Raw genomic sequence first — 23,691 nt, forward strand, 5'->3', positions numbered from 1 at the left:
ATCGTGGCGCGAACAGCACCAGATCCTACCGGCGGGCACGTTCTCAATCCCCTGGACGGGTTCTGCATCTCCTGGGCGGACGGGTCAACTCAGACAGGCGGGTCCGAGCAGTCCCTTCAGCTCGCCGTAGAGATCGGCGGTCAGATTGACGGGCATCGGCACGTCGAACACCTTGGCGACGCCGGCCCGATGCAGCCGCAGGGTCACCTCGGTCTCGCCGCGGTGACGTTCCAGCATCCGCGCCAGCTCGCCCACCACGTTCTCGGTCGCGCGGTGCTCCGGAATGGTCAGCACGAGGGGGCCGGAGGCATCCGTCGCCCCCAGGTCGGGCGCGAACGCGGACTGCCCGTGCAGGTTCAAGCCGTCATCGCGTCGCGAGACCCGGCCGCGCACGACGAGGATGGAATCCGCGATGAGCAGCGACTGGAACTCCGTGTAGGTCTTGCCCATGAACATGACCGTGACCTCGCCGGAGAAGTCCTCGACCGTGATCATGCCGTACGGGTTTCCGCTCTGCTTCGCGACGCGGTGCTGCACGCTCGTGACGAGGCCGGCAACGGTGACCTGGGTTCCGTCCTCGATGTCCTCGTTGGCCAGGAGGTCGTGGATGGACGTCGACGAGTGCTTCGCCAGCGGCATCTCGAGACCCGCCAGCGGATGGTCGGACACGTAGAGCCCGAGCATCTCGCGTTCGAAAGCGAGGCGGTCCTTCTTGGTCCACTCGGGTCGCTCCGGGACCTTCGGCGGCGCGGCCTCCTCGGTCTCGTCGTACAGGCTGTCGAAGTCGAACCCGATGGCGCCCGTGGCCGCTTTGCGCTTGACCTCGACCGCAGCCTCGGTGGCATCCTCGTGGATCTCCATGAGTGCACGGCGGGTGTCGCCGAACTCGTCGAAGGCACCGGCCTTGATGAGCGACTCGACGGTGCGCTTGTTGGCCACCGGCACCGGCACCTTGCTCAGGAAGTCGTGGAACGTCGTGAACGGCGCCTCCTTGCGAGCCTCCACGATCGCGTCGACGACGTTCGCCCCGACGTTGCGCACGGCGCCCAGGCCGAAGCGGATGTCTTCGCCGACGGCCGCGAAGTAGCGGATCGAGGCGTTCACGTCCGGCGGCAGCACCTTGATGCCCATGCGGCGGCACTCGTTCAGGTAGACGGCCATCTTGTCTTTCGAGTCGCCGACGCTCGTGAGCAGAGCCGCCATGTACTCGGCGGGATAGTGCGCCTTCAGGTATGCCGTCCAGTACGACACCAGGCCGTACGCGGCCGAATGCGCCTTGTTGAACGCGTAGTCGGAGAACGGCAGGAGGATCTCCCAGAGCGCCGCGATGGCCGCCTCGCTGTACCCGCGGTCGACCATGCCCTGATGGAAGCCCTCGTACTGCTTGTCGAGCTCGGACTTCTTCTTCTTGCCCATCGCGCGACGCAGGATGTCGGCCTGGCCGAGGCTGAACCCGGCGACCTTCTGCGCGATCGCCATCACCTGCTCCTGATAGATGATCAGGCCGTAGCTGATGTCGAGGATCTCTTTGAGGGACTCCGCGAACTCCGGGTGGATCGGGGTGATCTCCTGCTGCCCGTTCTTGCGCAGCGCGTAGTTGATGTGCGAGTTCGCGCCCATGGGCCCCGGGCGGTACAGCGCGATGACGGCGGAGACGTCCTCGAAGTTGTCGGGCTTCATGAGGCGCAGGAGGCTCCGCATGGGGCCGCCGTCGAGCTGGAAGACCCCGAGCGTGTCGCCTCGGGTCAGCAGGTCGTAGGAGGCCTTGTCGTCGAGCGGAAGGTCCTCCAGCACCAGCGGGTGCCCCCGGTTGGCCTCGATGTTGTCGAGCGCGTCGTTGATGATGGTGAGGTTGCGCAGCCCCAGGAAGTCCATCTTGATGAGGCCGAGCGACTCGCACGCGGGGTAGTCGAACTGCGTGACGATCTGGCCGTCCTGCTCGCGGCGCATGATCGGCACGATGTCCAGCAGCGGATGACTCGACATGATGACGCCCGCCGCGTGCACGCCCCACTGCCGCTTGAGGTTCTCCAGCCCCACCGCGGTGTCGAAGACGGTCTTCGCCTCGGGGTCGCTCTCGATGACGGCCCGGAACTCCGACGCCTCCTTGTAGCGGGGATGCTCGGGGTCGAACATGCCGCCCAGCGGCATGTCCTTGCCCATCACCGCGGGCGGCATCGCCTTGGTGAGCTTCTCGCCCATGCTGAACGGGAAGCCGAGCACGCGGCCGGCATCCTTCAGCGCCTGCTTGGCCTTGATGGTGCCGTACGTCACGATCTGCGCGACGCGCTCGTCGCCGTACTTCTCGGTGACGTACTGGATCACCTCGGCCCGGCGACGGTCGTCGAAGTCGACGTCGAAGTCGGGCATCGAGACGCGGTCGGGGTTGAGGAAGCGCTCGAAGATGAGGCCGTGCTGCAGCGGGTCGAGGTCGGTGATCCGCATGGCGTAGGCCGCCATCGACCCGGCACCCGAACCTCGGCCCGGACCGACGCGGATGCCGTTGTTCTTTGCCCAGTTGATGAAGTCGGCGACCACGAGGAAGTAGCCGGGGAATCCCATCTGCGCGATGACGCCGCACTCGTAGTCGGCCTGCTTGCGCACGGCATCGGGGATGCCGCCCGGGTAGCGCACGTGAAGGCCGGCCTCGACCTCCTTGAGGAACCAGGTCTCCTCGGTCTCGCCCTCGGGGACCGGGTAGCGCGGCATGTAGTTGGCGGAGGTATCGAACTCGACGTTGCACCTCTCGGCGATCAGCAGCGTCGAGTCGCACGCCTCGGGGTGATCGCGGAACACCTGCCGCATCTCGGCCGGCGTCTTGACGTAGTAGCCGTCGCCGTCGAACTTGAAGCGCTTGGGGTCGTCGAGCGTCGAACCGGACTGCACGCACAGCAGCGCCGCGTGGCTCGTCGAGTCGTGCTGGTGCGTGTAGTGGAGGTCGTTGGTGCCCACGAGCGGGATGCTGAGATCTTTCGCGATCTTCAGCAGGTCTCCCATGACCCGCCGTTCGATGGACAGCCCGTGGTCCATGATCTCGGCGAAGTAGTTGTCTTTGCCGAAGATGTCCTGGAACTCGGCCGCCGCAGCCCGCGCCGCGTCGTACTGCCCGAGGCGCAGCCGGGTCTGCACCTCGCCGGACGGGCACCCCGTGGTCGCGATGATGCCCTTGCCGTACTCGTTCAGCAGCTCGCGGTCCATGCGGGGCTTGAAGTAGTAGCCCTCCATGCTGGCGCGACTGGAGAGTCGGAACAGGTTGTGCATGCCCTCGGTCGTCTCGGACAGCAGCGTCATGTGGGTGTACGCGCCCGAACCCGACACGTCGTCGTCACTCTGCTCGGGCGTCCCCCAGCGCACGCGGGACTTGTCGGACCGGTGGGTTCCGGGGGTGACGTACGCCTCGATGCCGATGATGGGCTTGACCCCGGCATCCATCGCGGTCTTGTAGAACTCGTACGCGGCGAAGGTGTTGCCGTGGTCGGTGACGGCGATCGCGGGCATGCCCTGCTTGGCCGCCTCTTGCACGAGCGGCCCGATGCGCGCTGCCCCGTCGAGCATCGAGTACTCGCTGTGCACGTGCAGGTGAACGAAGCTGTCTGATGCCACGACTCCACCCTACGTCGCGCCTCCGACACCGCGTCGAGCCGCCCCGTACGGTGAGGACATGCCCACCCCCGACTTCGTGCTGCAGCTGCGCTCCCGGATCGGGCACGATCCGATCCCCCTCGTCGGCGTGACCGCCGTGATCGTGAAGGGCGATCGGGTGCTGCTCGGCCGGCGCAGCGACAACGGCGTCCTCGCACCGATCACCGGCATCGTGGATCCCGGCGAGGAACCCGCCGACGCCGCCGTGCGCGAGGCGATGGAGGAAGCCGGCATCGTGATCCGGCCGGTGCGACTGGCCTGGGTGCACCAGCTGCCGCGCACGACGCATCTGAACGGAGACCTCGTCGACTACCTCGACCTGGTGTTCCGGTGCGAGTGGGTGTCGGGCGAGCCGCGGCCCGTCGACGGCGAGCTTTCGGAGGTCGGCTGGTACGACCTCGACGCGCTGCCGGCCCTGGAGCGCGGCGATCAGCGCGAACGCATCGCGCGGGCCGTCGCGGTGACCGGGCCGGCCGTGTTCGAAGGCGGGGTCTGAGCCGGCCCGCTCACTCCTCCCGGAGGAGGTCCAGCGCGTGCTGCAGATCGGCGGGGTACGTCGCCTCGAACGACACCCACTCCCCCGTTCCGGGATGCGCGAACGCCAGCTCGTGGGCGTGCAGCCACTGCCGGGAGAGGCCGAGTCGCGCCGAGAGGGTCGGGTCGGCGCCGTAGAGCGGGTCGCCGACGCAGGGGTGCCGATGGGCGGCCATGTGCACGCGGATCTGGTGGGTGCGGCCGGTCTCGAGGTGGATCTCGAGCAGGGATGCCCCGCGGAAGGCCTCGATGGTCTCGTAGTGCGTGACGGAGTCCTTGCCGTCGGGAGTCACGGCGAACTTCCACGGATGGGAGGGATGCCGGCCGATCGGAGCATCGATCGTGCCGGCGAGCGGGTCGGGATGCCCCTGCACCACGGCGTGGTAGATCTTGTCGACGGTGCGGTCCTTGAACGCCTGCTTGAGCGCCGTGTAGGCCCGATCGGATTTCGCGACCACCATCAGACCGCTGGTGCCCGCGTCGAGCCGGTGGACGATGCCCTGCCGTTCCACGGGACCCAGCTGCGCGACCTGGACCCCGGCCGCGGCCAGCGCGCCGAGCACGGTCGGCCCGTCCCACCCCAGCGAGGGGTGGGCGGCCACGCCGAGCGGCTTGTCGACGACGACGATGTCGGCATCCTCGTGCACGATCCGCAGGTCGGCGACCTCGACGGGCTCGACCCGGGGCTCGCGCTTGGGCGTCCAGGACACCTCCAGCCAGGTGTCGGCCCGCAGGCGGTCCGACTTGCCCAGCACGGCGCCGTCGCAGCTCACGCCGCCGGCGTCGGCGACCTCGGCCGCGAACGTCCGGGAGAAACCGAGCAGCTTGGCCAGGCCCGCATCGACCCGGCTGCCGTCGAGCCCGTCGGGGACGGGCAGGGACCGGAACTCCACGTCAGTCCTCGGCGCCGCTGGAGGCCGAAGCCTTGCGCCGGTCGCGCGTGCCGTCCAGGCGCACCCCGAACAGCACCAGCAGCGCGACGCACACCATCATCGTCGTGATGAACATGTCGGCGACGTTGTAGATCGCGGGCATCATCCAGGGCGTCGAGATGAAGTCGACGACATGGCCGACGCCGAAGCCCGGCTCGCGCAGCACGCGATCGGTGAGGTTGCCGAGCACCCCGCCCAGGAGCAGTCCAAGAACGATCGCCCAGCCGCGCGAGCGCACCCGGGTGATGCCGAGCCAGACGATGGCGACGGCGACGGCGCTGAGCGCGAGGGTGAACACCCACGTCACCCCGGACCCGAGCGAGAACGCCGCACCGGCGTTCTTGATGAGGTAGAAGATCAGGAAGTCGCCGATGACGTGCACCGGCTGCTCGTACGGGAGATTTGTCAGAGCAAGATGCTTCGCGAACTGATCGGCGGCCAGCACCACCAGCGCGAGGATCGCGATGATGATGCCGGCCGCCGCAGCACGAAGCGGGGCACGGCCCGCCAAGGACCGGCCTACAGACCGACGGCCGAGACCGGCGTCGAGCTGGACCCGCTGGAGGTGGAGTCGAGGTCGCGCAGGTGGCCCTCGATGAAGCCGCGCAGCTGGGCGCGATAGTCGCGCTCGAACTGGCGGAGCTCGGTGATGCGGCCCTCCAGCACGGTGCGGTCCTTCTCGAGGCGGGCCATCTCTTCGCGGCCACGGGCCTCCGCCTCGGAGACGATCGACGCGGCCTGGGCGCGGGCGTCGGAGATGAGCTTCTCGCTCTGCGCCTTGCCCTCGGCGACGTGCTCGTCGTGCAGACGCTGGGCGAGCTCGATGATGCCGGCGCTCGCGGCGGCGGGCTCGCCGCCGACGGTCGGCAGCTGGGGCTTCTCGGGAGCGGGCGCCGGGGCGGGTGCGGCGGCGGCCGGGGCCTTGGCGCCGGACTCGTACTCCGCGAGCTTCGCCTTCAGCTCCTCGTTCTCGGTCATGGCCTTGCGCCACTCGACGACGATCTCGTCGAGGAAGTCGTCGACCTCGTCCGGGTCGAAGCCCTCCTTGAACCGGACGTGCTGGAACTGCTTGGTGACGACGTCATCCGGGGTCAATGCCATGGTGAATCCTCTTTCGGTGGAGTCGGCAAGTCGATTTCGGTGCACGGCCGCGAGGCGCGCTCGTCTTCAGTCAGCATAGCCGCGGGTACCTGAATGTGGGATTATCACGCGACGCTGCGCGTCACGGCCAGCAGCACGAAGCACGCCAGCAGCACGACGGTGAAGGAGAAGTCGATCGACGCGGCACCGATGCGCACCGGTTTGACGAACCGGCGCACGAGACGGATCGGAGGATCCGTCACGATGTAGGCGGCCTCGGCCAGGACGAGCCCGAATCCCCGCGGACGCCACTCGCGGTTGAACATCGGGACCCAGTCGAGGACCATTCGTGCCAGCAGGACCAGCACGTAGAGCAGAAGGAGCAGGTTGACGATTCCGGCAACCAGTGAGACGACGTTCACGAACGCTATTCTGACGACACGACACGCGCACGACGACGGTCATGCAGCGTCTGCACGACCATCCCGCGGCGCGATCAGCGCTGCTGGGCGAACGGCGTGGCGTCGGGGTCGGCCTGCGCCACCCCGCCGTCGCCGGCAACCGTGACGTTCTCGGGCGAGAGCAGGAAGACCTTGCTCGTGACCCGCTCGATCCGGCCGTACAGCCCCATGGACAGCCCGCTCGCGAAGTCGATGAGCCGCCGCGCGTCGGCGTCGCTCATCTGGGACAGGTTGATGATGACCGGGATGTTCTCACGGAAGCTCTCGGCGATCACCTGCGCGTCGCGATACTGCTTGGGGTGCACCGTGAGGATCTCGCTCACCGCGGACGGTGACGGCTGGCGCACGACGGCCGGTCGCTGAATGGGCGTCACCGGCGCCACCGGCTTCTCGGCGACAGGCTGGGAAGCGCGCGGAGCCGGCTTTGCCGAATGCTGCTCTTCATAGACTTCTTCCTCGTCGGCGAGGCCGAGGTAGACCATCGTCTTCTTCAGCGGGTTCGACATCGCATTCCTCCCAATTGCTCGTCTGTACCGAGGCTAATCGCGCTCCGGGCGCGGACCGGTTATTGCAGAGCCGATCCGAAGGTGTGTCGCGCCGGCGACGATCGCCTCCGCATAGTCGCCGGTCATCCCGGCGGAGATCCAGGTGGCGTCCGGAACGACCGCGCGCACGCGCTCGGAGTACCGGGCGAGCCTGTCGAACGCCGCGGCCGGCGGCTCGTCGAGGGGCGCGACGCCCATGACCCCGCGCACACGCAGCGTGGATGTCCGCGCCGTCTGCTCGACGAGCCGTTCGAGGTCGGCGGGAGCGATTCCTCCGCGGCCGGGATCGTCGGTCAGGTTGATCTGCAGGAGCGAGTCGATCGGCGACGCCGCGTGCGGGCCGCCGTCGGCTCCGAGGGCACGATCGAGCGCATCCACCAGTTTGGGACGGTCGATCGAGTGGATCGTGAGGGGGACGCGCGCGGCCGCGGCGGCCAGCAGGCGCACTTTGTTCGTCTGCGCCTGCCCGATGAAGTGCCAGCGGAGTCCGGGGAGGTCGTGGGCGGCATCCACCTTCTCGGCCAGCTCCTGCAGGCGGTTCTCCCCCACGTCGCGGACACCGAGACCGTGAAGATCGCGGATCAGTCCGACGGGGTGGAACTTCGTGACGACGATGCGCGTGATCGCGGTCGCGTCACGACCCGCCGACCGCGCGGCATCCGCGATGCGTGCGTCGATGTCGGCGAGTCGTGAGGCGAGATCCATCGATCACTTCAAGAAGTCGGGGATGTCGAGGTCGTCGTCCGAGAAACCGGAGTCGAACCGCGAGGACGCCACCGGCTGCGCGACCTTCGGCTTCTCCTCGACGACGGGCGTGCGCGGGGCGACCACGGCGTCCTCCTCGGGCGCGGGCTCCACCGTGACCGCCTCCGGCTCGGGACGACGGCTGGAGACGACGTCGATCCGCGCCTGCGGTTCGCCGCCGTCGAAGCCGGCGGCGATGACGGTGACCCGCACCTCGTCGCCGAGGGTGTCGTCGATCACCGTTCCGAAGATGATGTTCGCCTCGGGGTGCGCGGCTTCCTTGACCAGCTGAGCGGCGTCGTTGATCTCGAAGATGCCGAGGTTGGATCCGCCCTGGATCGACAGCAGCACGCCGTGCGCGCCCTCGATCGAGGCCTCCAGCAGCGGCGACTCGACGGCGAGCTCGGCGGCCTTGATGGCGCGGTCGGCGCCGCGGGCGGAGCCGATGCCCATGAGCGCGGAACCGGCGCCCTGCATGACGGACTTGACGTCGGCGAAGTCGAGGTTGATGAGACCCGGGGTGGTGATGAGGTCGGTGATGCCCTGCACACCGGCCAGGAGGACCTGGTCGGCCGTGGCGAAGGCCTCGATCATGGAGATACCGCGATCGCTGATCTCGAGGAGGCGGTCGTTCGGCACGACGATGAGGGTGTCGACCTCCTCCTTGAGCCGTGCGACGCCGGCCTCCGCCTGGCTCTGGCGACGGCGTCCCTCGAACGAGAAGGGCTTGGTCACCACGCCGATGGTGAGGGCGCCGATGGACTTGGCGATCTTCGCGACGACGGGTGCACCGCCGGTGCCCGTGCCGCCGCCCTCGCCCGCGGTGACGAACACCATGTCGGCACCGGCGAGGGCCTCTTCGATCTCCTCGGCGTGGTCTTCGGCCGCGCGGCGGCCGACCTCGGGGTCGGCGCCTGCGCCGAGCCCGCGCGTCAGTTCGCGCCCGACGTCGAGCTTGACGTCCGCGTCGCTCATCAGCAGGGCCTGGGCGTCGGTGTTGATCGCGATGAACTCCACCCCGCGCAGGCCCAGTTCGATCATCCGGTTGACGGCGTTGACTCCGCCGCCCCCTACGCCAACCACCTTGATCACCGCAAGGTAGTTCTGGTTCTGGCTCATCCCGGCCTCCGTCTCGTCCCGAACCGCTTCAACCTTCAACCTCATCTAGAGGTTTAAAGAATTGCCGAGTATGCAATTCCCTCGTGATGAAGGTAAGCAGAGGGCGGCCTGAATGCCCGGAAACACGCGGGCGTGTCGTCCAAGTCCCGGCGGGATCGGAGGTCCGACAGTGCTTCAGCGCACGACGACGGCGTTCGGGGCGGACACGTCGTACTGGTGGACCCCGGCCGGCGGTCGCGCCTTCATCGTCCGCTCGAGCACCGCGACCTTGTAGGTCGTCTGGTCCGCGCTCCCCCACACGACGATCGTGCCCGTCGGCCCGAGGGTGAAGGTCACGGCATCCGGACTCTGCGCCGACACCGCGGTGACCTTGTCGCGGATGGATGCCGGCAGCGCCCGCATCACCTCGCCGATCGCCCGGAACGACGCCGAATCCACGCCGCCCGCGGTGATCTGGGCCACCCCCGACGGACGCGTCGGCGTCGTCGACAGCGCGACGCCGGCGGCATCCACCACGGTGTATCCGGCGCCCGTGCGGATGAATCCGACCGGCGTCCGCTCCACGATCCGCACCACCAGCTCGTGCGGCGGCACCGCCTCGAGGGTGTACGTCTCGACCATCGGGAACCGCACCAGCGCGGCCTTGATCACGCTCTGGTCGATCAGCGGGTACGGCTTGCCGAGCTCGCTGGACAGCGCCTTCTGCACGTCGGAGGCCTTCAGCGCGTGCGTGCCGGCGACCTCGATGGTCTGCACGGCGAACAGCGGGCTGTATGCGGCGGCGGTGCTGCCGCCGACGAGCAGCACGAATGCGGCGGCGATGCCGATCCAGATGCGGCGGCGGCGACGCTGCGCGGCGGTGAAGCGGCGCGCCTCGGACTGGAGGACCCGCCGACGCGCCCGTGCGGCGCGCCAGACGTCGCGCAGTCCGACGACGGGCTCGTCCGCCTCTGCCGTGTCGGACTCCGCAGGCTCGGCCTCCGGGGGGCGGCGTTCTTCGGCGGATGCCGCCGATTCGGCGCGCCCGTGCGGCTTCGTCCGGGGAAACGGCGCGACGAACGGCTGGTCGTCCTCGACCGTGTCGGTCGCTGCGGGCGCGCCGTTCAGCGGCCGCCGAGGCGGCTCGATCGGCGGCGGGCGGCGCATCCGGTCACTCCCCGGCGCCGCCGGCCGGCCCCGCCTCTGCGAGAGCCGCCAGCACCTGCGGGATGATGAGGTACACGTTTCCGCATCCGAGCGTCACGACGAAGTCGCCCGGTCGCGCGATGGATGCCGTGTAGTCGGCCGCCTGCTGCCAGTCCGGCACGAAGTGCACGTGATCGGGGTCGGCGAACCGCGAGGAGACTGTCTCGCCGGTGACTCCGGGGATGGGGTCTTCGCGCGCGCCGTACACGTCGAGCATGACGGTGTGATCGGCGTACGCCTCGAGCACGTCGGCGAACTCCTGCGCCATGTGCTGGGTGCGCGAGTAGGTGTGCGGCTGCTGGATGGCGATGATCCGCCCGTCGCCGACGACGGTGCGCGCGGCGGCGAGGGCGGCTGCGACCTCCGTCGGGTGGTGCGCGTAGTCGTCGAAGACGCTGACGCCGCGCTCGACGCCGTGCAGTTCGAAGCGTCGCACCGTTCCGGTGAAGCCCGTCACGGCCTGCGCCGCGTCGGCGAACGGCGTGCCGAGCGTGACGAGCACGGCGACCGCGCCGGCCGCATTGACGGCATTGTGGACGCCGGCCACCTGCAGCTGCACGCGCACTTCGTCGCCCCGGTAGGTCAGGGTGCACGACACCGGTCCGTCCGTGCGCACCTCCGCGACCCGGACGTCGGCGTCGGGATCCAGACCGAAGCTCACCACGTTCCGATGCGACAGCTGTGCGCGCACCCGCTGCGCGCCCGCGTCGTCGGCCGAGATCACGACCGCCTCGCGAGCCTCCTGGGCGAAGCGTGCGAACGCGGCGTAGAAGGCCTCGTCGGTGCCGTAGTGGTCGAGGTGGTCGGGATCGACGTTGGTGATGAGGGCGATCGCCGTGTCGTACAGCAGGAACGTGCCGTCGGACTCGTCGGCCTCGATGACGAAGAGCTCGTCCGATCCGGTCGCGCTCGAGACGCCGAGCTGGGCGATGACGCCGCCGTTGACGAAGGTGGGTTCCTCGCCGAGGGCCTGGAGCGCGGTGACGATCATGCCCGTCGACGTGGTCTTGCCGTGCGCACCCGCGACGGAGACCAGCCGGCGTCCGCCGATCAGCCAGTACAGCGCCTGCGAGCGGTGGATGACCGGAAGACCGCGCTCTTTCGCGGTCACGAACTCCGGGTTCTCCGGCCAGATCGCGCCGGTGTGGATGACCGTGTCGGCATCCCCGAGGTTGGCCGCGTCATGACCGACGTGCACGCGGGCGCCGAGAGCCTCCAGATCGCGCAGCGCCTTGCTGTCGGCGCGGTCGGAACCGGAGACGCGGATGCCGCGCTCGAGGAACATCCGGGCCAGGCCCGACATTCCGGATCCGCCGATGCCGATGAAGTGCGCCGCCTCGATGCGCTCGGGAATGGGAAGGCTCAAATCGGGTCTGATCATGTCGCGTCAATCCTAATTTGCCGGGCTGAGGGCGGGATCAGGCCACGCCCGGCCAGCCTGAGGATCCGCCGGACGCCGGCGTCACCCGCGCAGGGCGCGGTCGATGAGCCCGATGACGTTCTCGGTGCCGCGCCGGGTCCCCGCCGTGCCGGCCGCCTCGCGCATCCGCGAAAGGGCGGCGTCGTCGGTCAGCAGCGGGACGATCTCGGTGCGCACGCGATCGGCCGTGAACTCGCCGTCGGGGATGACCCGCGCGGCGCCCGCTGCGACCGCCGACCGGGCGTTCAGGCTCTGCTCCCCGTTGCCGACCGCATACGGCACGTAGACCGCGGGGACGCCGAGCGCGCTGATCTCGCTCACCGTCGCCGCACCGGAGCGGGAGACGCAGAGGTCGGCGAGGGCGAACGCGAGGTCCATCCGGTCGACGTAGCGGCGCTGCGCGTAGCCGGCGACCCCGGGGTCGGGCAGCTCGGAGCGCTCCCCCGTGACGTGGATCAGCTGCCAGCCGGCATCCAGCACGTCACGCCAGGCGCCGCCGAAGGCGTCGTTCAGCCGCTGTGCGCCGAGCGACCCGCCGAAGACGAGGAGGGTCGGCCGAGCGGCGTCCAGCCCGAAGAACTCCGCGGCCTCGGCGCGGGCGGCGTCGCGGTCGAGATCGACGATCTCGCGCCGCAGCGGCATCCCCACGACCTCGCCGCCACGCAGGTTCGTGCCTTCGAAGGCGACACCGACCGCGGCCGCGCGGCGCGCGCCCAGGACGTTCGCCAGACCCGGCTTCGCGTTGGCCTCGTGCACCACGAACGGCACCTTCTCGCGGCGGGCCGCCACGTAGGCGGGCGCCGCGGCGTACCCGCCGAACCCGACCACGGCCTCGACGCCGCGCGTCCGGATGTGCTCGCGCACCTGCCCGACCGCGCGGTTGAACCGCTTCGGGAACGCCGCGGCCGCGCCGTTGGGCCGGCGCGGGAAGGGCACCTTGTCGACGATCAGCAGCTCGTATCCGCGCTCCGGGACGAGTCGCGCCTCCAGGCCCTCCTTCGTGCCGAGCACGAGGGTCTGCGCCTGCGGATCGCGCGCGCGCAGTCCGTCGGCGACGGCGAGGAGGGGGTTGACGTGTCCGGCGGTTCCTCCGCCGGCGAGCAGATACGTTGTCACCGTGCGAGAGTACCGGAGCCCGGCTGGGTCCTCTCGGGCAGCGTGCGCGCGAAGCTGAGCAGGATGCCGCATCCGACGAGCACCGCGACCAGGGACGTGCCGCCCTGCGACATGAACGGCAGCGGGACCCCCATCACCGGGAAGAGCTTCAGCACGACGGCGATGTTGATCAGCGCCTCGCCGACGATCCAGATCGTGATGCCGCCGGCCACGATCCGCACGAACGGGTCGGTGGTCTTGCGGATGATGTGGAACGACCCGACCGCGAACAGGGTGAACAGAGCCAGGGCGACGATGCACCCGATGAGCCCGAGCTCCTCGCCGACGATCGCGAAGATGTAGTCGTTCGCCGCCGCCGGCAGCCAGTCGTACTTCTGCTTCGAGTTGCCGAGGCCCAGTCCGAAGACGCCGCCGCTGGCCAGGCCCCAGATGCCGTGCAGGGTCTGGTAGCACGTGCCGTAGTAGTTGGCCAGGCAGCTCGCGCTCGAGTCGGTGAAGCTCGCGATGCGGTGCATGCGGTTCGGACTGGTCACGACGAAGAACGCCAGCCCGGCCGCTCCGAGCAGGATCGGCAGGACGAACAGTCGCAGCCGCATGCCCGAGAAGAACAGGCAGGCGAGGAAGATCAGCGCCAGGATCATCGTGGTGCCGAGGTCTTTGCCGGCCATCACCGCCGCCATCACGATGAGCGTCACCGGGATCACCGGGATGAAAGCGTGCCGGGCCTGCGTCAGCAGCGGCTGCTTGCGGGCCAGCACCGCGCCGAGCCACACGGTGAGCGCGAGCTTGAGGAACTCCGCCGGCTGCGCCTGCAGACCGAAGATCCTGATCCAGCCGGTGTTGCCGTCGTTCGAGATGCCGAGGGGCGTGAACACCGTCAGCTGGAACAGGATCGCGAAGATCAGTGCCGGCCAGGCCATGCGCTTCCAGAATCTGACCGGCATCCGGCTGGCGATGAACATCAGCGGAAGGCCGATGGCCGCGAAGATCGCCTGCTTGACGAGCGCCCCGTACGGGTCGGCCCCGATCGCGGTGGAGGCGGCGGTCGTGGCCGACAGCACCATCGTGAGGCCGAAGCCGGTCAGCAGCAGCGCCGTCGAGACGATGAGCACGAACTCGCTCGGCACCGGCGCGAACACGCGGCCCAGCACGATCCGGGCCGAGAGCCCGCGGCGCGGCTCAGACCGCGTCGCCCCCCGCGGGATCGGAGTCGCCTGCGTCGATGCCACCGGTCCCCCTCTCGTCGGCTGCGGCCGCCTGCCGGTCGATCCGCTGCGTCACCGCTTCGGCGAAGCGCCTCCCGCGGTCGGCGTAGGAGGAGAACTGGTCGAAGGAGGCCGCAGCAGGGGCGAGCAGAACCACGTCCCCGTCACGGGCCACCTGCGCCGCGTGCTCCACGACCTGCACCATGACCTCTTCAGTCTCACCCGCGACGATCTCGATCACCGGCACCCCGGGCGCGTGTCGCGCGAACGCCGAGACGATCGGCTCGCGGTCGGCTCCGATGACGATCGCAGCGCGCACGCCCGTGCCGCGGTCGGCCACGAGCTCGGCGATGTCGACGCCCTTGAGGAGACCGCCCACGACCCAGACGGCTCCGGGGTAGGCGGCCAGCGACGACGCGGCCGCGTGCGGATTGGTCGCCTTGGAGTCGTCCACCCAGGTGATGCCGCCGGAGACGGCGACCACCTCGATGCGGTGCGGATCGAGCCGGAAGGTGCGAAGCGCGTCGCGCACGGCGGCCGGCTCGATGTCGAACGCCAGCGCCAGGCCGGCGGCGGCGAGGATGTTCGCGACGATGTGCGGCGCCGCGAGCCCGCGCTCCGCGAGCTCGGCGACCGTGGCGATCTCCCGGGCGCTGGTGCGCCGATCGGCGAGGTACGCGCGGTCGACGAGGATGCCGTCCACCACCCCGAGGTCGCTCGGACCGGGAACGCCCAGGTCGAACCCGATCGCACGGGCGCCCTCGACGACGTCCGCTTCCTCGACCATCAGCCGGGTGGCGTCATCGGCCTTGTTGTAGACGCACGCAACACGCGTGCTGTCGTACACGTGCGCCTTCGCGTCGCGGTAGGCGTCGAACGAACCGTGCCATTCCAGGTGGTCGTCGGCGAGGTTCAGGCAGACGCTCGCGAACGGCGAGACCGACTGCGCCGACCCGTGCTGCAGGCCCAGGTACCAGAGCTGATGGCTGCTCAGCTCGACCACGAGCACGTCGAATCCGGCCGGGTCGCGCACCGCGTCCAGCACCGGCACGCCGATGTTGCCGCACGGCGCCGCGCGGAGGCCTCCGGCGACCAGCATGGACGCGGTCAGCTGGGTGGTCGTCGTCTTGCCGTTGGTCCCCGTGATGAGGACCCAGTCCGCCGGCGTGCCATCGGCTCGCAGGACCTTGTCGCGCACGCGCCAGGCCAGCTCCACGTCGCCCCACAGGGCGATGCCCTGCTGCCGGGCCCACACGATGACGGAGTGATGAGGCGGGAAGCCCGGAGAGGCCACCACCACGTCCGGCGCGAAGGACACCAGGGCGTCGGGCACCTCGGCGAGCGGCCCGACGTGCAGGTCGGCGCCGATCACCGGAAGCAGGCGGGCGTACTCCTCGGACGCGCCCTCGGTGACCACGAGCACCGAGGCCCCGAGCTCCGCGAGCGTGTCGGCGGCCGAGAATCCGGTCACCGAGAGCCCGAGCACCGCGACCCGCAGGCCCTTCCAGTCGGCGTTCCAGCTGTTCAGCTCGGCCAGCGGAGCGGTCATAGGTGGGTCAGCCATTCGACGTAGAAGAGTCCCACGCCGGTGACCGCGAGCATCCCCGCGATGATCCACAGACGAACGACGATCGTGATCTCGGGCCAGCCGAGGAACTCGAGGTGATGATGGAACGGGCTCATGAGGAACAGGCGCTTTCCGCGGGTGGCCTTGAAGTACAGCCGCTGCAGGATGACGCTCGCCGGTCCGAGGATGAACAGGCCCGCGGTGACGACGGTGAGCAGCTCGGTGTGGCCGAGGATCGAGAGTGCGGCGATCACGCCGCCGATCGCCATCGATCCGACGTCGCCCATGAAGACCTTGGCCTTCGGCGCGTTCCACCAGAGGAAGCCGACGAGCGCGCTCACGAACGAGGCCGCGATGATCGTCAGGTCCATGGGGTCGCGGGTGGAATAGCACGCCGGCTCGTTGAGCGTGCCCAGCACGGCGGGGCAGGACTGGTTGAACTGCCAGAAGGTGGTGAGGCTCATCGCCGCGATGGTCAGGATGCCGGCCCCGGTGGCGAGCCCGTCGAGGCCGTCCGTGAGGTTGGTGCTGTTGGACCAGGCGACGCCGATGAAGGTGATCCACAGCAGGTAGACGATCCAGCCGATGATGAGACCCAGCGCCATGAACGACAGCAGCGGGATGTCCCGGAACACCGAGATGTAGGCGGAACCGGGGGTGTTGCCCGAGGCGTCGGGGAACAGCAGCGCGCCGATGCCGAAGGTGACGGTGACGAACACCTGGCCGGCGATCTTGCGCCAGCCCGACAGCCCCAGGCTGTTCTTGCGGTGGACCTTGAGGAAGTCGTCGATGAACCCGACGGCACCGAACCCCACCATCATCCAGATCACGAGGAGCCCGGATGCCGTGGGCGGGTTGTGGCCGACGTAGCAGCCGACGAGATAGCCGGTGACGGATCCGGCGATGAAGATCGTGCCGCCCATCGTCGCGGTGCCGCGCTTCTCCTGATGCTGCGGATTGCCGAGCTCGGGCGTGCGGATCACCTGCGCCCAGCCCCACCGGCGGAACAGCCGCAGGAAGACAGGGGTCAGGAAGAGCGTGAATGCGAGCGAGATCGCCGAGGCCGTCAGGAGTGATCTCACGAGAACGATTCTCCCAGACGATCCCCCAGGAAACGCAGGCCGGCGGAGTTCGACGACTTCACCAGCACCCGGTCGCCGTCGCGCAGCTCGCCGACGAGGTAGTCGTACGCCTCGTCGGCGGTCGCGAAGAAGACCGCCTCGCTGTCCCAGGACCCCTCGGCCACGGCGGCCAGGTAGAGCCGGCGTGCCGCGTCGCCGACGACGACGATGCGCTGGATGCGCAGGCGCACGGCGAGCTCGCCGATGCGGTCGTGCTCCTCGCCGGCGTACTCGCCGAGTTCGCTCATCGCGCCGAGCACCGCGACGGTGCGCTCCCCCGGCGCGGTGATCTGCGCGAGGGTGCGCAGGGCGGCGGCCATGGAGTCGGGGCTCGCGTTGTACGCGTCGTTGATGATGCGCACCCGGTCCGATCCGAGCGGCTGCATCCGCCAGCGCTCGGCGATCTGGACGGTCTGGAGGCGTTCCACGCAGGCGGCGAGCGATACGCCGAGCGCGGTCGCCGTCGCGATCGCGGCGAGGGCGTTCATGACGTGGTGCGCCCCGAGCACCCGGAGGTCGAGCCGCCGGGAGTCGTCGCCGACGGTGACCGTGCACGAGGTGCCGGACGAGTGGACTTCGATGTCGGTCGCACGCACGTCGGCGGACGGGCCGGTGCCGAACCAGCGCACCGCGGCATCCTGGGCGGCGGCCACGTCGGCCATCGCCGCCACGCGGGAGTCGTCGGCGTTCAGCACGGCGGTGCCGCCCGGGCGCAGCGCCTGGACGAGTTCCGCCTTGGCCTTCTGGGTCGCCTCGATTCCGCCGAAGCCGCCGGCGTGGGCCATGCCGACCATGAGCACGACGCCGAAGTCGGGCCGCACCAGGCCGGCCAGACGCGCGATGGCTCCGGGGGCGCTCGCACCGAACTCGCTCACCAGATAGCGCGTGTCGTCCGTCACGCGCAGCATCGTCAGCGGTGCGCCGACCTCGTTGTTGTAGGACGCGATCGGCGAGATCGTCTCGCCCTCGTCCTGGAGGATGCGGGCGAGCAGGTTCTTGGTCGTCGTCTTGCCGTTGGACCCGGTGATCCCGACGATCTGCAGGCGGCCCCGGGCGCGCACGCGGGCGACGACGACCCGGGCGAGGTCGGCGAGTGCCTGCACGGCATCGGCGACGACGATCTGCGAGACGGGGGCATCCACCTCGTGCTCCACGATCGCGAGCACCGCCCCGGCATCGACGGCCCCGGCGACGAACAGGTGCCCGTCGGTCGCCTCGCCCGGCTTGGCGACGAACACGGACCCGGGGGCCATGTTGCGCGAGTCGGTGTCGACGGTTCCGGTGATCTCGGTGTCGGGCGTGTCGGCTCCGTGGAGGAGCAGGCGACCCGCCGTGGCGTCGGAGATCTGAGCGAGAGTGAGTGCGATCATTGCCTGGGTGTCTTCGAAGTGCGCAAGCCGGCCGGGTCAGCCGAACTTGGCGAGGATCGTGGGCTTGGAGGTCGAGGGCATCACCCGGTAGGTCTTGAGGACCTGCTCCATCGCCGCCTTGAACGTGGGCGCGTTGGCCGAGGACGAGGTTACCGCAGTGGGCTGATTCAGCGTGACCGCGACGATGTACTGGGGGTCGTCGGCGGGCGCGAAACCGATCATCGTCGTGAAGTAGCGGCCCTGGATGTAGCCCTTGCCGTTGGAGATCTGTCCGGTACCGGTCTTGGTGGCGATGCGGTAGCCGGGGATCTTCACGAGATCCTTGTACACCGCCTGCATCGCGACGTTCTCGAGGATCTGCTGCACCTGCACGGCGGACTTCTTGCTGATCACGCGCACCGGCGCCGGCTGGGCGGGCTTTTCCACCTTGCCCGACTCGGTCGTGCACGATTCCACGAGCGACAGCGGCATCCGCACGCCGTCGTTCGCGATCGCGTCGTACGCCTCGACGAGCTCGGGCACCGTCGTCGTGAGGCCCTGACCGTACGAGGTGTCGTAGCGCATCTGGCTGTCCCAGGTCTGCCAGGGGTGGATGATGCCCTTGGTCTGCCCGGGGTAGTCGATGTCGCTGCCGGTGCCGATCCCGAACTTCTTCAGCATGGCGTAGCGCTCGGCCAGGCTGATGCGCTCGCTGAACACGGAGGCCCCCGCGTTCGACGAGTCGATCAGCACGCCCGCGAGCGTGTAGTCGTAGGTCGGGTGGTGGAAGGAGTCGACCACCCGCGCGCCGTTCGCGAAGTGCTCGGGGTCCGAGACGATCGCGGTCGACTCCGGCGTCTGACCCGCCTTGTCGATGAGCATGGATGCCAGCAGGCCCTTGAAGGTCGAACCGGGCTCGAACTGATCGTTGAAGATCTTGCTGTACCAGGCATCCGGCGAGGATCCGTTGATGTTGTTCGGATCCACCGTCGGGTACTCGGCCATCGCGCGCACCTTGCCGGTCTTGGCCTCCACCACCGTGATCGTGCCCGACTTGGCACCCATCTTCTGCACGCCCTGGGCGATGAGCTGCGACATGTACCAGTTCAGGTCGGAGTCGATCGTCAGCTTCAGGGTGCCGCCGTCCACGGCCGCCTTTTCGGTCTCGGTGCCCGGGATGATGACCCCGTCTTTGCCGACCTCGAACGACAGCTTGCCGTTGGAGGGCGCCAGGCACTGGTTGGACGTGAGTTCGAGACCCGCCAGCGGTTTGCCGTCGCTGCCCATGAAGCCGAGCAGATTCCCTGCGACGGCGCCGTTCGGGTACGCGCGCGAGGGCCGCGGGCTGCAGGCGATGTAGTCCGTGCCGAGCTCCATCAGCTTGCGGTACTGCTCGGTGCTCAGCCCGTTCTTCAGCAGCGCGTACTGGGAGTGCGCGTTCTGCGCCAGGGCGGCCGTGATGAGACCGCGCACCTGCTCGCCGGTCATCCCCACGATCGAGCCGATCCGATCCGACATCTGCGACCACGGGATGTCGATCGTCCCACCCTTGCCGTCACCCTGTTTCGTGGTGCCGACGTTCACCGGAGTCATCTGGCAGTCGTAGTTCAGAGTGCTGCTGGCGAGGGTGGTGCCGTTCGTGTCGACGATCGTGCCGCGCGTGCCGGTGAGCGTCTGCGTCACCCCGAGGCCGTAGCGGAGCGAGTCGTCGATGTTGGTCTGCGCGTTGACGACCTGGATGTCGACCAGACGGAACACGAACGTCACCATGACCCCGAGGACGATGGCGAGGGCGACGACCGTACGACGACGCGGGGATCGGGTGCTTCGGCTCGTCATGATCTCAGTGTGTCTGCGGGACGGGCAGCCCCTCGTTCAGAGCCGGGGGTGTCGCCGCATCCACAGCGGATGTGGAGCTGGTCGAGGCCCCCGAGATCGTCTTCGCCGGATCGGTGACCAGCGGATGCTTGGCGATCAGGGCGTTGGGCACCTGGCTGCGCCCGAGCGCGTCCACGGTGGACTTGGATGCCGCCGCCTCGCTCTTGCCCAGGATCTTCGCGTCCGACAGGCGCAGATAGCTCGGCGACTGGTCGATCACCATGCCCAGGGCCGTGGCGTTCGCGGCGAGGTTCTGCGGCGAGCTGAGCCCGGCGACGTCGTCGTACAGGATCTGCTTCTGCCAGGTGAGCTGCCGCTGCTGCGAGGTGAGCCGGGACAGCTCGTAGGAGCCCTCGGTGGTCATGATCGACAGCACCATCTGCGCCACGAGGATCGCCACGGCGCCGGCGACCGCGACCACCCCGTACACGAGTTTCGGGCGACGCCGTGCCGCGGGCTGGGCGACGGCGTGAAGCTGGGGACCGTGCCGCTCCCCCGTGGGGGCGGGCCGGACCCGCGGGGACGTCGACGTCGCAGTACTCATCGGCCCTCCTTCGGCTGTGCGGCCCGGACGCGCTCGGCGGCGCGCAGGCGGACCGGGATCGAACGCGGGTTGCGTTCGCGTTCGGCGGCATCCGCCTGCTCCGCGCCCTTCACGACCAGCCGGAACCGGGGGGCGTGCTCGGGCAGCTCGACCGGCAGGCCGGGCGGCGCCGTCGACCGGGTCGCATCGGCGAACGCCCGCTTCACGAACCGGTCTTCCAGGGACTGGTAGGACATCACGACGATGCGCCCGCCGACGTCGAGCGCGTCGAGCGCGGCCGGGAGGGCCGCCTCGAGGGCGGCCAGCTCGCCGTTCACCTCGATCCGCAGGGCCTGGAACACGCGCTTGGCCGGGTGCCCGGTGCGGGCGACGGCCGCGGGGGTCGCCGCGGAGAGGATCTCGACGAGCTGCCCGGAGCGCTCGATGGGCTCCTTCTCGCGCGCAGCGAGGATCGCCCGGGCGTAGCGTGCGGCGAGCTTCTCCTCGCCGTACCGCTCGAAGATGCCCCGCAGGCGCCCTTCGCTGTAGGTCGCCAGCACCTCCGCGGCGGTGATGCCGGTGCTCTGGTCCATCCTCATGTCCAGGGGGGCGTCCTGCGCGTAGGCGAACCCGCGGTCGGCGACGTCCAGTTGCAGGGAGGACACGCCGAGGTCGAAGAGGATCGCGTCGACGACCGGGAAGCCGGCGCCGCGCACGGCGTCGGCGATGCCGTCGTAGACGGTGTGCACGGGGATGAATCGGTCGCCGAACCGGGCCAGCCGCTCCCCCGCGATCCGCAGGGCGTCCTGGTCGCGGTCGAGACCGATGTAGCGGATCGACCCGAAGCGTTCGAGGAACGCCTCCGCGTGGCCGCCCATTCCGAGGGTCCCGTCCACCATGACGGCGGGACGCTCGCGGGAGGCGCGGCTCTCGAGGGCAGGGGCGAGGAGCTCGACGCAGCGTTCGAGCATGACGGGGGTGTGGATGTCGCGAATGTCCATGATCGTGTCTCGGTGCGACCCTGGACTCTGATCCCCATCCGCGAGGACCTGGCGCCGGGGAAGTGCGTCAGGGCGTCTCGGCTGGGAGTCGAAGCCCAGGGTCAGAACAGGCCGGGGATCACCTCCTGCTCGAGTTCGGCGTAGCCGGATTCGTTCGCCTCGGCGTACGCGTTCCAGGCATCCGCGTTCCAGATCTCCGCGTGCGTGCCGACGCCGGTGACGATGAGCTCGCGCTCGAGACCGGCGTAGGTGCGAAGCGGCGGCGGGATGGTGATGCGGTTCTGGCTGTCGGGGGTCTCTGCGCTCGCCCCGGAGAGGAACATGCGCAGGAAGTCGCGGGCCTGCTTGTTGGTCAGCGGGGCCTCCCGGATGCGGTCGTGGATGCGCTCGAACTCCTCCGTGCTGAACACGTAGAGGCAGCGCTCCTGCCCGCGCGTCACGACGATGCCGGACCCGAGGTCGTCGCGGAACTTGGCGGGAAGGATGACACGGCCCTTGTCGTCCAGCTTCGGAGTGTGTGTGCCGAGCAACATCGCCGTTCACCCCCTCCGTTCACCGCCTCGACCTGCCGCCCCAGCAGGTGCCCGCCACTTTACTCCACTCTCCTCCACTTTTGGGGTAGTGCGCTCCCCAGCCCCTCCAGAACGACCCCCGGGCACGCAAAAACACCGACCCGCTGGAGCGGATCGGTGTTCGAAGAGGTGGGTGGGACGCCGGAGGCTACTGCTGTCCGTCCTGCCGGCGGTCCCAGCGTTCGTTCATGCGGTCCATGAACCCGGGCGACGACTTGCGGGTCGTGCTCTTGGCGGACTTGTCATCGCCGGTGGAGGGCTGTCGGCGTCCGTTCGGAGTGACCGCCAGGACGACGCCGCCGAGCATGACGACGAAGCCGATCACGCCCACGACGATCATCGGCAAGGCGACGCCGGCGACCAGGCCGCCGAGCCCGAGCAGCACGAGAACGGTGCCGTAGACGATCCGCCGGTAGCTGAGCCCGCGCCCGGAACCGGGCGCACCAACGACGTCTGCGTCGCTGTGCAGGAGCTGACGCTCCATCTCATCGAGCAGACGTTGTTCCTGTTCGGAGAGTGGCATGCATCCCCCTCTGCTGTTCTTGTCGGCGACGATTCTACGCGCCTTGTCATTGACTAGGCTAGGCCCGTGATGCGCAGCACGGATCCGATCGAGGCGGTTTCTCAGCGTCTTGACCAGTTCTTCAGTGCGCAGGTCGAGAACACGGCCCGATTGGGCGAGGAGGCGGCCCTCCTGGTCCGCGCCGGCGCCGACGCCGTGGCCGGTGGAAAGCGCCTTCGCGCGCGGTTCTGCCTCGCCGGCTGGCGGGCTGCCGCGGGATCGGCGGCGAGCCAGGTCGGTCCGGTTCCGGATGCCGTGATCGCCGCCGCCGGGGCACTCGAGATCTTCCACGCCGCAGCCCTCGTGCACGACGACCTCATCGACAACTCCGACACGCGCCGCGGCCGCCCGGCCGCGCACCGGGCCCTGGAGACCCTGCACGGGCAGGCCGGCTGGCACGGCGACGCCGACGCCTTCGGACGCGCCGGCGCCGTGCTGCTGGGCGACCTCCTCGTCGCCTGGAGCGACGACCTGTTCGAAGACGGGCTCCAGCAGGCCCCGGCGCCCCATGCGATCGCCGCGCGCGCCGAGTACGGCCGCATGCGTCGCGAGGTGACCATCGGCCAGTTCCTGGACATCGCCGAGGAGTCGAGCTTCACCGTGGCCCCGGACCAGGAGCACGCGGCGCGCGCGCTGCGGGTGGCATCCCTCAAGTCCGCGCGGTACAGCGTGCAGCAGCCGCTGGTCATCGGCGCCGCCCTCGCCGGAGCCGCGCCCGCACCGCAGGCGGCGCTGGCGGCGTTCGGCCACGCGGTGGGGATGGCCTTCCAGCTGCGCGACGACGTGCTCGGCGTCTTCGGCGACGCCGTGGTGACCGGCAAGCCGAGCGGCGACGACCTGCGAGAGGGCAAGCGCACAGTCCTCGTCGCGTACGCGCGCGAGGCGATGGACGCGGACGTGCGCGCCGCCTTCGACGCCCGACTGGGCGACCCGCACCTGGATGCCGACGAGATCGGCGCCCTGCAGCAGCTCATCCGGGAAAGCGGCGCCCTCGAGCGCACCGAGGCTCTGATCGCGGAGTACGCCACCGCGGCCGAGGCGGTGCTCCAGGAAGACCTGCTGGGCGCCGAGGCGCTCTCGGAGCTGCGCGAGCTCGCCCGCGCGGCGACGGTTCGCTCCAGCTGAGCGTCGGCCC

Annotated in this window: 22 protein-coding genes; 2 read left to right on the top strand and 20 right to left on the bottom strand. The window is 69.5% G+C overall.

The window, feature by feature from the left end; all coding sequences use genetic code 11:
- Positions 1-84: 84 nt before the first annotated feature.
- Positions 85-3,603, bottom strand: a complete 3,519-nt coding sequence (gene dnaE / locus LK09_RS13825) for a DNA polymerase III subunit alpha (protein ID WP_039400537.1) — start codon at positions 3,601-3,603, stop codon at positions 85-87.
- Positions 3,604-3,661: 58 nt separating this feature from the next.
- Between dnaE and LK09_RS13830 the strand changes: the two genes are divergently transcribed.
- The gene (locus tag LK09_RS13830) at positions 3,662-4,138 is read left to right on the top strand and encodes an NUDIX hydrolase (RefSeq protein WP_039400540.1); all 477 of its coding nucleotides are present in this window, start codon (positions 3,662-3,664) and stop codon (positions 4,136-4,138) included.
- A 10-nt stretch (positions 4,139-4,148) separates the two neighbouring features.
- On the opposite strand, the gene LK09_RS13835 is transcribed toward LK09_RS13830, so the two are convergent.
- From LK09_RS13835 to LK09_RS13925, 19 genes are all read right to left on the bottom strand, one after another.
- A complete protein-coding gene (locus tag LK09_RS13835) occupies positions 4,149-5,069 on the bottom strand; it encodes an RluA family pseudouridine synthase (RefSeq protein WP_039400543.1) in 921 nt (306 codons plus the stop codon).
- Between the two features lies 1 nt (position 5,070).
- Complete coding sequence (locus LK09_RS13840; RefSeq protein WP_039400546.1) at positions 5,071-5,619, bottom strand: signal peptidase II; 549 nt, start codon at positions 5,617-5,619, stop codon at positions 5,071-5,073.
- Positions 5,620-5,627: 8 nt separating this feature from the next.
- Positions 5,628-6,209 (bottom strand): DivIVA domain-containing protein, encoded by a 582-nt coding sequence (locus LK09_RS13845; protein WP_039400549.1) that lies wholly within the window; start codon positions 6,207-6,209, stop codon positions 5,628-5,630.
- Positions 6,210-6,313: 104 nt separating this feature from the next.
- Entirely contained in the window at positions 6,314-6,610 is a 297-nt protein-coding gene (locus LK09_RS13850) for a YggT family protein (protein WP_039400552.1), read from the bottom strand.
- A gap of 74 nt (positions 6,611-6,684) precedes the next feature.
- Entirely contained in the window at positions 6,685-7,155 is a 471-nt protein-coding gene (locus LK09_RS13855; protein WP_039400555.1) for a cell division protein SepF, read from the bottom strand.
- A 33-nt stretch (positions 7,156-7,188) separates the two neighbouring features.
- A complete protein-coding gene (locus tag LK09_RS13860; RefSeq protein ID WP_039400558.1) occupies positions 7,189-7,899 on the bottom strand; it encodes a YggS family pyridoxal phosphate-dependent enzyme in 711 nt (236 codons plus the stop codon).
- Positions 7,900-7,902: 3 nt separating this feature from the next.
- A complete protein-coding gene (gene ftsZ, locus LK09_RS13865) occupies positions 7,903-9,057 on the bottom strand; it encodes a cell division protein FtsZ (RefSeq protein WP_039400560.1) in 1,155 nt (384 codons plus the stop codon).
- A gap of 174 nt (positions 9,058-9,231) precedes the next feature.
- Positions 9,232-10,203, bottom strand: a complete 972-nt coding sequence (locus LK09_RS13870; RefSeq protein ID WP_039400564.1) for an FtsQ-type POTRA domain-containing protein — start codon at positions 10,201-10,203, stop codon at positions 9,232-9,234.
- A 4-nt stretch (positions 10,204-10,207) separates the two neighbouring features.
- A complete protein-coding gene (murC, locus tag LK09_RS13875) occupies positions 10,208-11,623 on the bottom strand; it encodes a UDP-N-acetylmuramate--L-alanine ligase (RefSeq protein WP_039400566.1) in 1,416 nt (471 codons plus the stop codon).
- 81 nt (positions 11,624-11,704) lie between these two features.
- Complete coding sequence (locus LK09_RS13880; RefSeq protein WP_039400569.1) at positions 11,705-12,778, bottom strand: UDP-N-acetylglucosamine--N-acetylmuramyl-(pentapeptide) pyrophosphoryl-undecaprenol N-acetylglucosamine transferase; 1,074 nt, start codon at positions 12,776-12,778, stop codon at positions 11,705-11,707.
- On the bottom strand, positions 12,775-14,007 hold the full coding sequence (gene ftsW, locus LK09_RS13885; RefSeq protein WP_231563046.1) for a putative lipid II flippase FtsW: 1,233 nt from the start codon (positions 14,005-14,007) through the stop codon (positions 12,775-12,777). The genes LK09_RS13880 and ftsW overlap by 4 nt, the downstream gene beginning before the upstream one ends.
- Positions 13,958-15,532 carry a UDP-N-acetylmuramoyl-L-alanine--D-glutamate ligase gene (gene murD / locus LK09_RS13890; protein ID WP_052226779.1) on the bottom strand — a complete coding sequence of 525 codons (1,575 nt, stop codon included), beginning with the start codon at positions 15,530-15,532 and terminating at the stop codon, positions 13,958-13,960. Before murD ends, ftsW begins: the two co-directional genes overlap by 50 nt.
- Positions 15,529-16,632, bottom strand: a complete 1,104-nt coding sequence (gene mraY / locus LK09_RS13895) for a phospho-N-acetylmuramoyl-pentapeptide-transferase (RefSeq protein ID WP_039400575.1) — start codon at positions 16,630-16,632, stop codon at positions 15,529-15,531. Before mraY ends, murD begins: the two co-directional genes overlap by 4 nt.
- Positions 16,629-18,041, bottom strand: coding sequence for a UDP-N-acetylmuramoyl-tripeptide--D-alanyl-D-alanine ligase (locus LK09_RS13900; RefSeq protein WP_039400578.1), 1,413 nt, complete (start codon positions 18,039-18,041; stop codon positions 16,629-16,631). Before LK09_RS13900 ends, mraY begins: the two co-directional genes overlap by 4 nt.
- 36 nt (positions 18,042-18,077) lie before the next feature.
- Positions 18,078-19,859 carry a peptidoglycan D,D-transpeptidase FtsI family protein gene (locus tag LK09_RS13905; protein WP_039400580.1) on the bottom strand — a complete coding sequence of 594 codons (1,782 nt, stop codon included), beginning with the start codon at positions 19,857-19,859 and terminating at the stop codon, positions 18,078-18,080.
- 4 nt (positions 19,860-19,863) lie between these two features.
- Positions 19,864-20,442 (bottom strand): hypothetical protein, encoded by a 579-nt coding sequence (locus tag LK09_RS13910; protein ID WP_039400582.1) that lies wholly within the window; start codon positions 20,440-20,442, stop codon positions 19,864-19,866.
- Positions 20,439-21,422 carry a 16S rRNA (cytosine(1402)-N(4))-methyltransferase RsmH gene (gene rsmH, locus LK09_RS13915; protein ID WP_039400585.1) on the bottom strand — a complete coding sequence of 328 codons (984 nt, stop codon included), beginning with the start codon at positions 21,420-21,422 and terminating at the stop codon, positions 20,439-20,441. The genes LK09_RS13910 and rsmH overlap by 4 nt, the downstream gene beginning before the upstream one ends.
- Before the next feature lie 101 nt (positions 21,423-21,523).
- Positions 21,524-21,955 (bottom strand): division/cell wall cluster transcriptional repressor MraZ, encoded by a 432-nt coding sequence (gene mraZ / locus LK09_RS13920; protein ID WP_039400587.1) that lies wholly within the window; start codon positions 21,953-21,955, stop codon positions 21,524-21,526.
- A gap of 187 nt (positions 21,956-22,142) precedes the next feature.
- A complete protein-coding gene (locus LK09_RS13925; protein ID WP_039400590.1) occupies positions 22,143-22,517 on the bottom strand; it encodes a DUF3040 domain-containing protein in 375 nt (124 codons plus the stop codon).
- Positions 22,518-22,586: 69 nt separating this feature from the next.
- Between LK09_RS13925 and LK09_RS13930 the strand changes: the two genes are divergently transcribed.
- Positions 22,587-23,681: a polyprenyl synthetase family protein gene (locus LK09_RS13930; RefSeq protein WP_039400682.1), complete on the top strand. Its 1,095-nt coding sequence runs from the start codon at positions 22,587-22,589 to the stop codon at positions 23,679-23,681.
- The last annotated feature ends 10 nt before the right edge of the window (positions 23,682-23,691 follow it).

Origin of the sequence: Microbacterium mangrovi (assembly GCF_000802305.1) — a bacterium.
Lineage (GTDB): Bacteria > Actinomycetota > Actinomycetes > Actinomycetales > Microbacteriaceae > Microbacterium > Microbacterium mangrovi.

Coding starts and splice junctions, on each gene's coding strand:
- LK09_RS13830 (WP_039400540.1), top strand. CDS start 3,662: ATGCCCACCCCCGACTTCGTGCTGCAGCTGCGCTCCCGGATCGGGCAC.
- LK09_RS13845 (WP_039400549.1), bottom strand. CDS start 6,209: ATGGCATTGACCCCGGATGACGTCGTCACCAAGCAGTTCCAGCACGTC.
- LK09_RS13855 (WP_039400555.1), bottom strand. CDS start 7,155: ATGTCGAACCCGCTGAAGAAGACGATGGTCTACCTCGGCCTCGCCGAC.
- LK09_RS13860 (WP_039400558.1), bottom strand. CDS start 7,899: ATGGATCTCGCCTCACGACTCGCCGACATCGACGCACGCATCGCGGAT.
- ftsZ (WP_039400560.1), bottom strand. CDS start 9,057: ATGAGCCAGAACCAGAACTACCTTGCGGTGATCAAGGTGGTTGGCGTA.
- LK09_RS13870 (WP_039400564.1), bottom strand. CDS start 10,203: ATGCGCCGCCCGCCGCCGATCGAGCCGCCTCGGCGGCCGCTGAACGGC.
- murC (WP_039400566.1), bottom strand. CDS start 11,623: ATGATCAGACCCGATTTGAGCCTTCCCATTCCCGAGCGCATCGAGGCG.
- murD (WP_052226779.1), bottom strand. CDS start 15,532: ATGACCGCTCCGCTGGCCGAGCTGAACAGCTGGAACGCCGACTGGAAG.
- LK09_RS13900 (WP_039400578.1), bottom strand. CDS start 18,041: ATGATCGCACTCACTCTCGCTCAGATCTCCGACGCCACGGCGGGTCGC.
- LK09_RS13905 (WP_039400580.1), bottom strand. CDS start 19,859: ATGACGAGCCGAAGCACCCGATCCCCGCGTCGTCGTACGGTCGTCGCC.
- LK09_RS13910 (WP_039400582.1), bottom strand. CDS start 20,442: ATGAGTACTGCGACGTCGACGTCCCCGCGGGTCCGGCCCGCCCCCACG.
- rsmH (WP_039400585.1), bottom strand. CDS start 21,422: ATGGACATTCGCGACATCCACACCCCCGTCATGCTCGAACGCTGCGTC.
- mraZ (WP_039400587.1), bottom strand. CDS start 21,955: ATGTTGCTCGGCACACACACTCCGAAGCTGGACGACAAGGGCCGTGTC.
- LK09_RS13925 (WP_039400590.1), bottom strand. CDS start 22,517: ATGCCACTCTCCGAACAGGAACAACGTCTGCTCGATGAGATGGAGCGT.
- LK09_RS13930 (WP_039400682.1), top strand. CDS start 22,587: ATGCGCAGCACGGATCCGATCGAGGCGGTTTCTCAGCGTCTTGACCAG.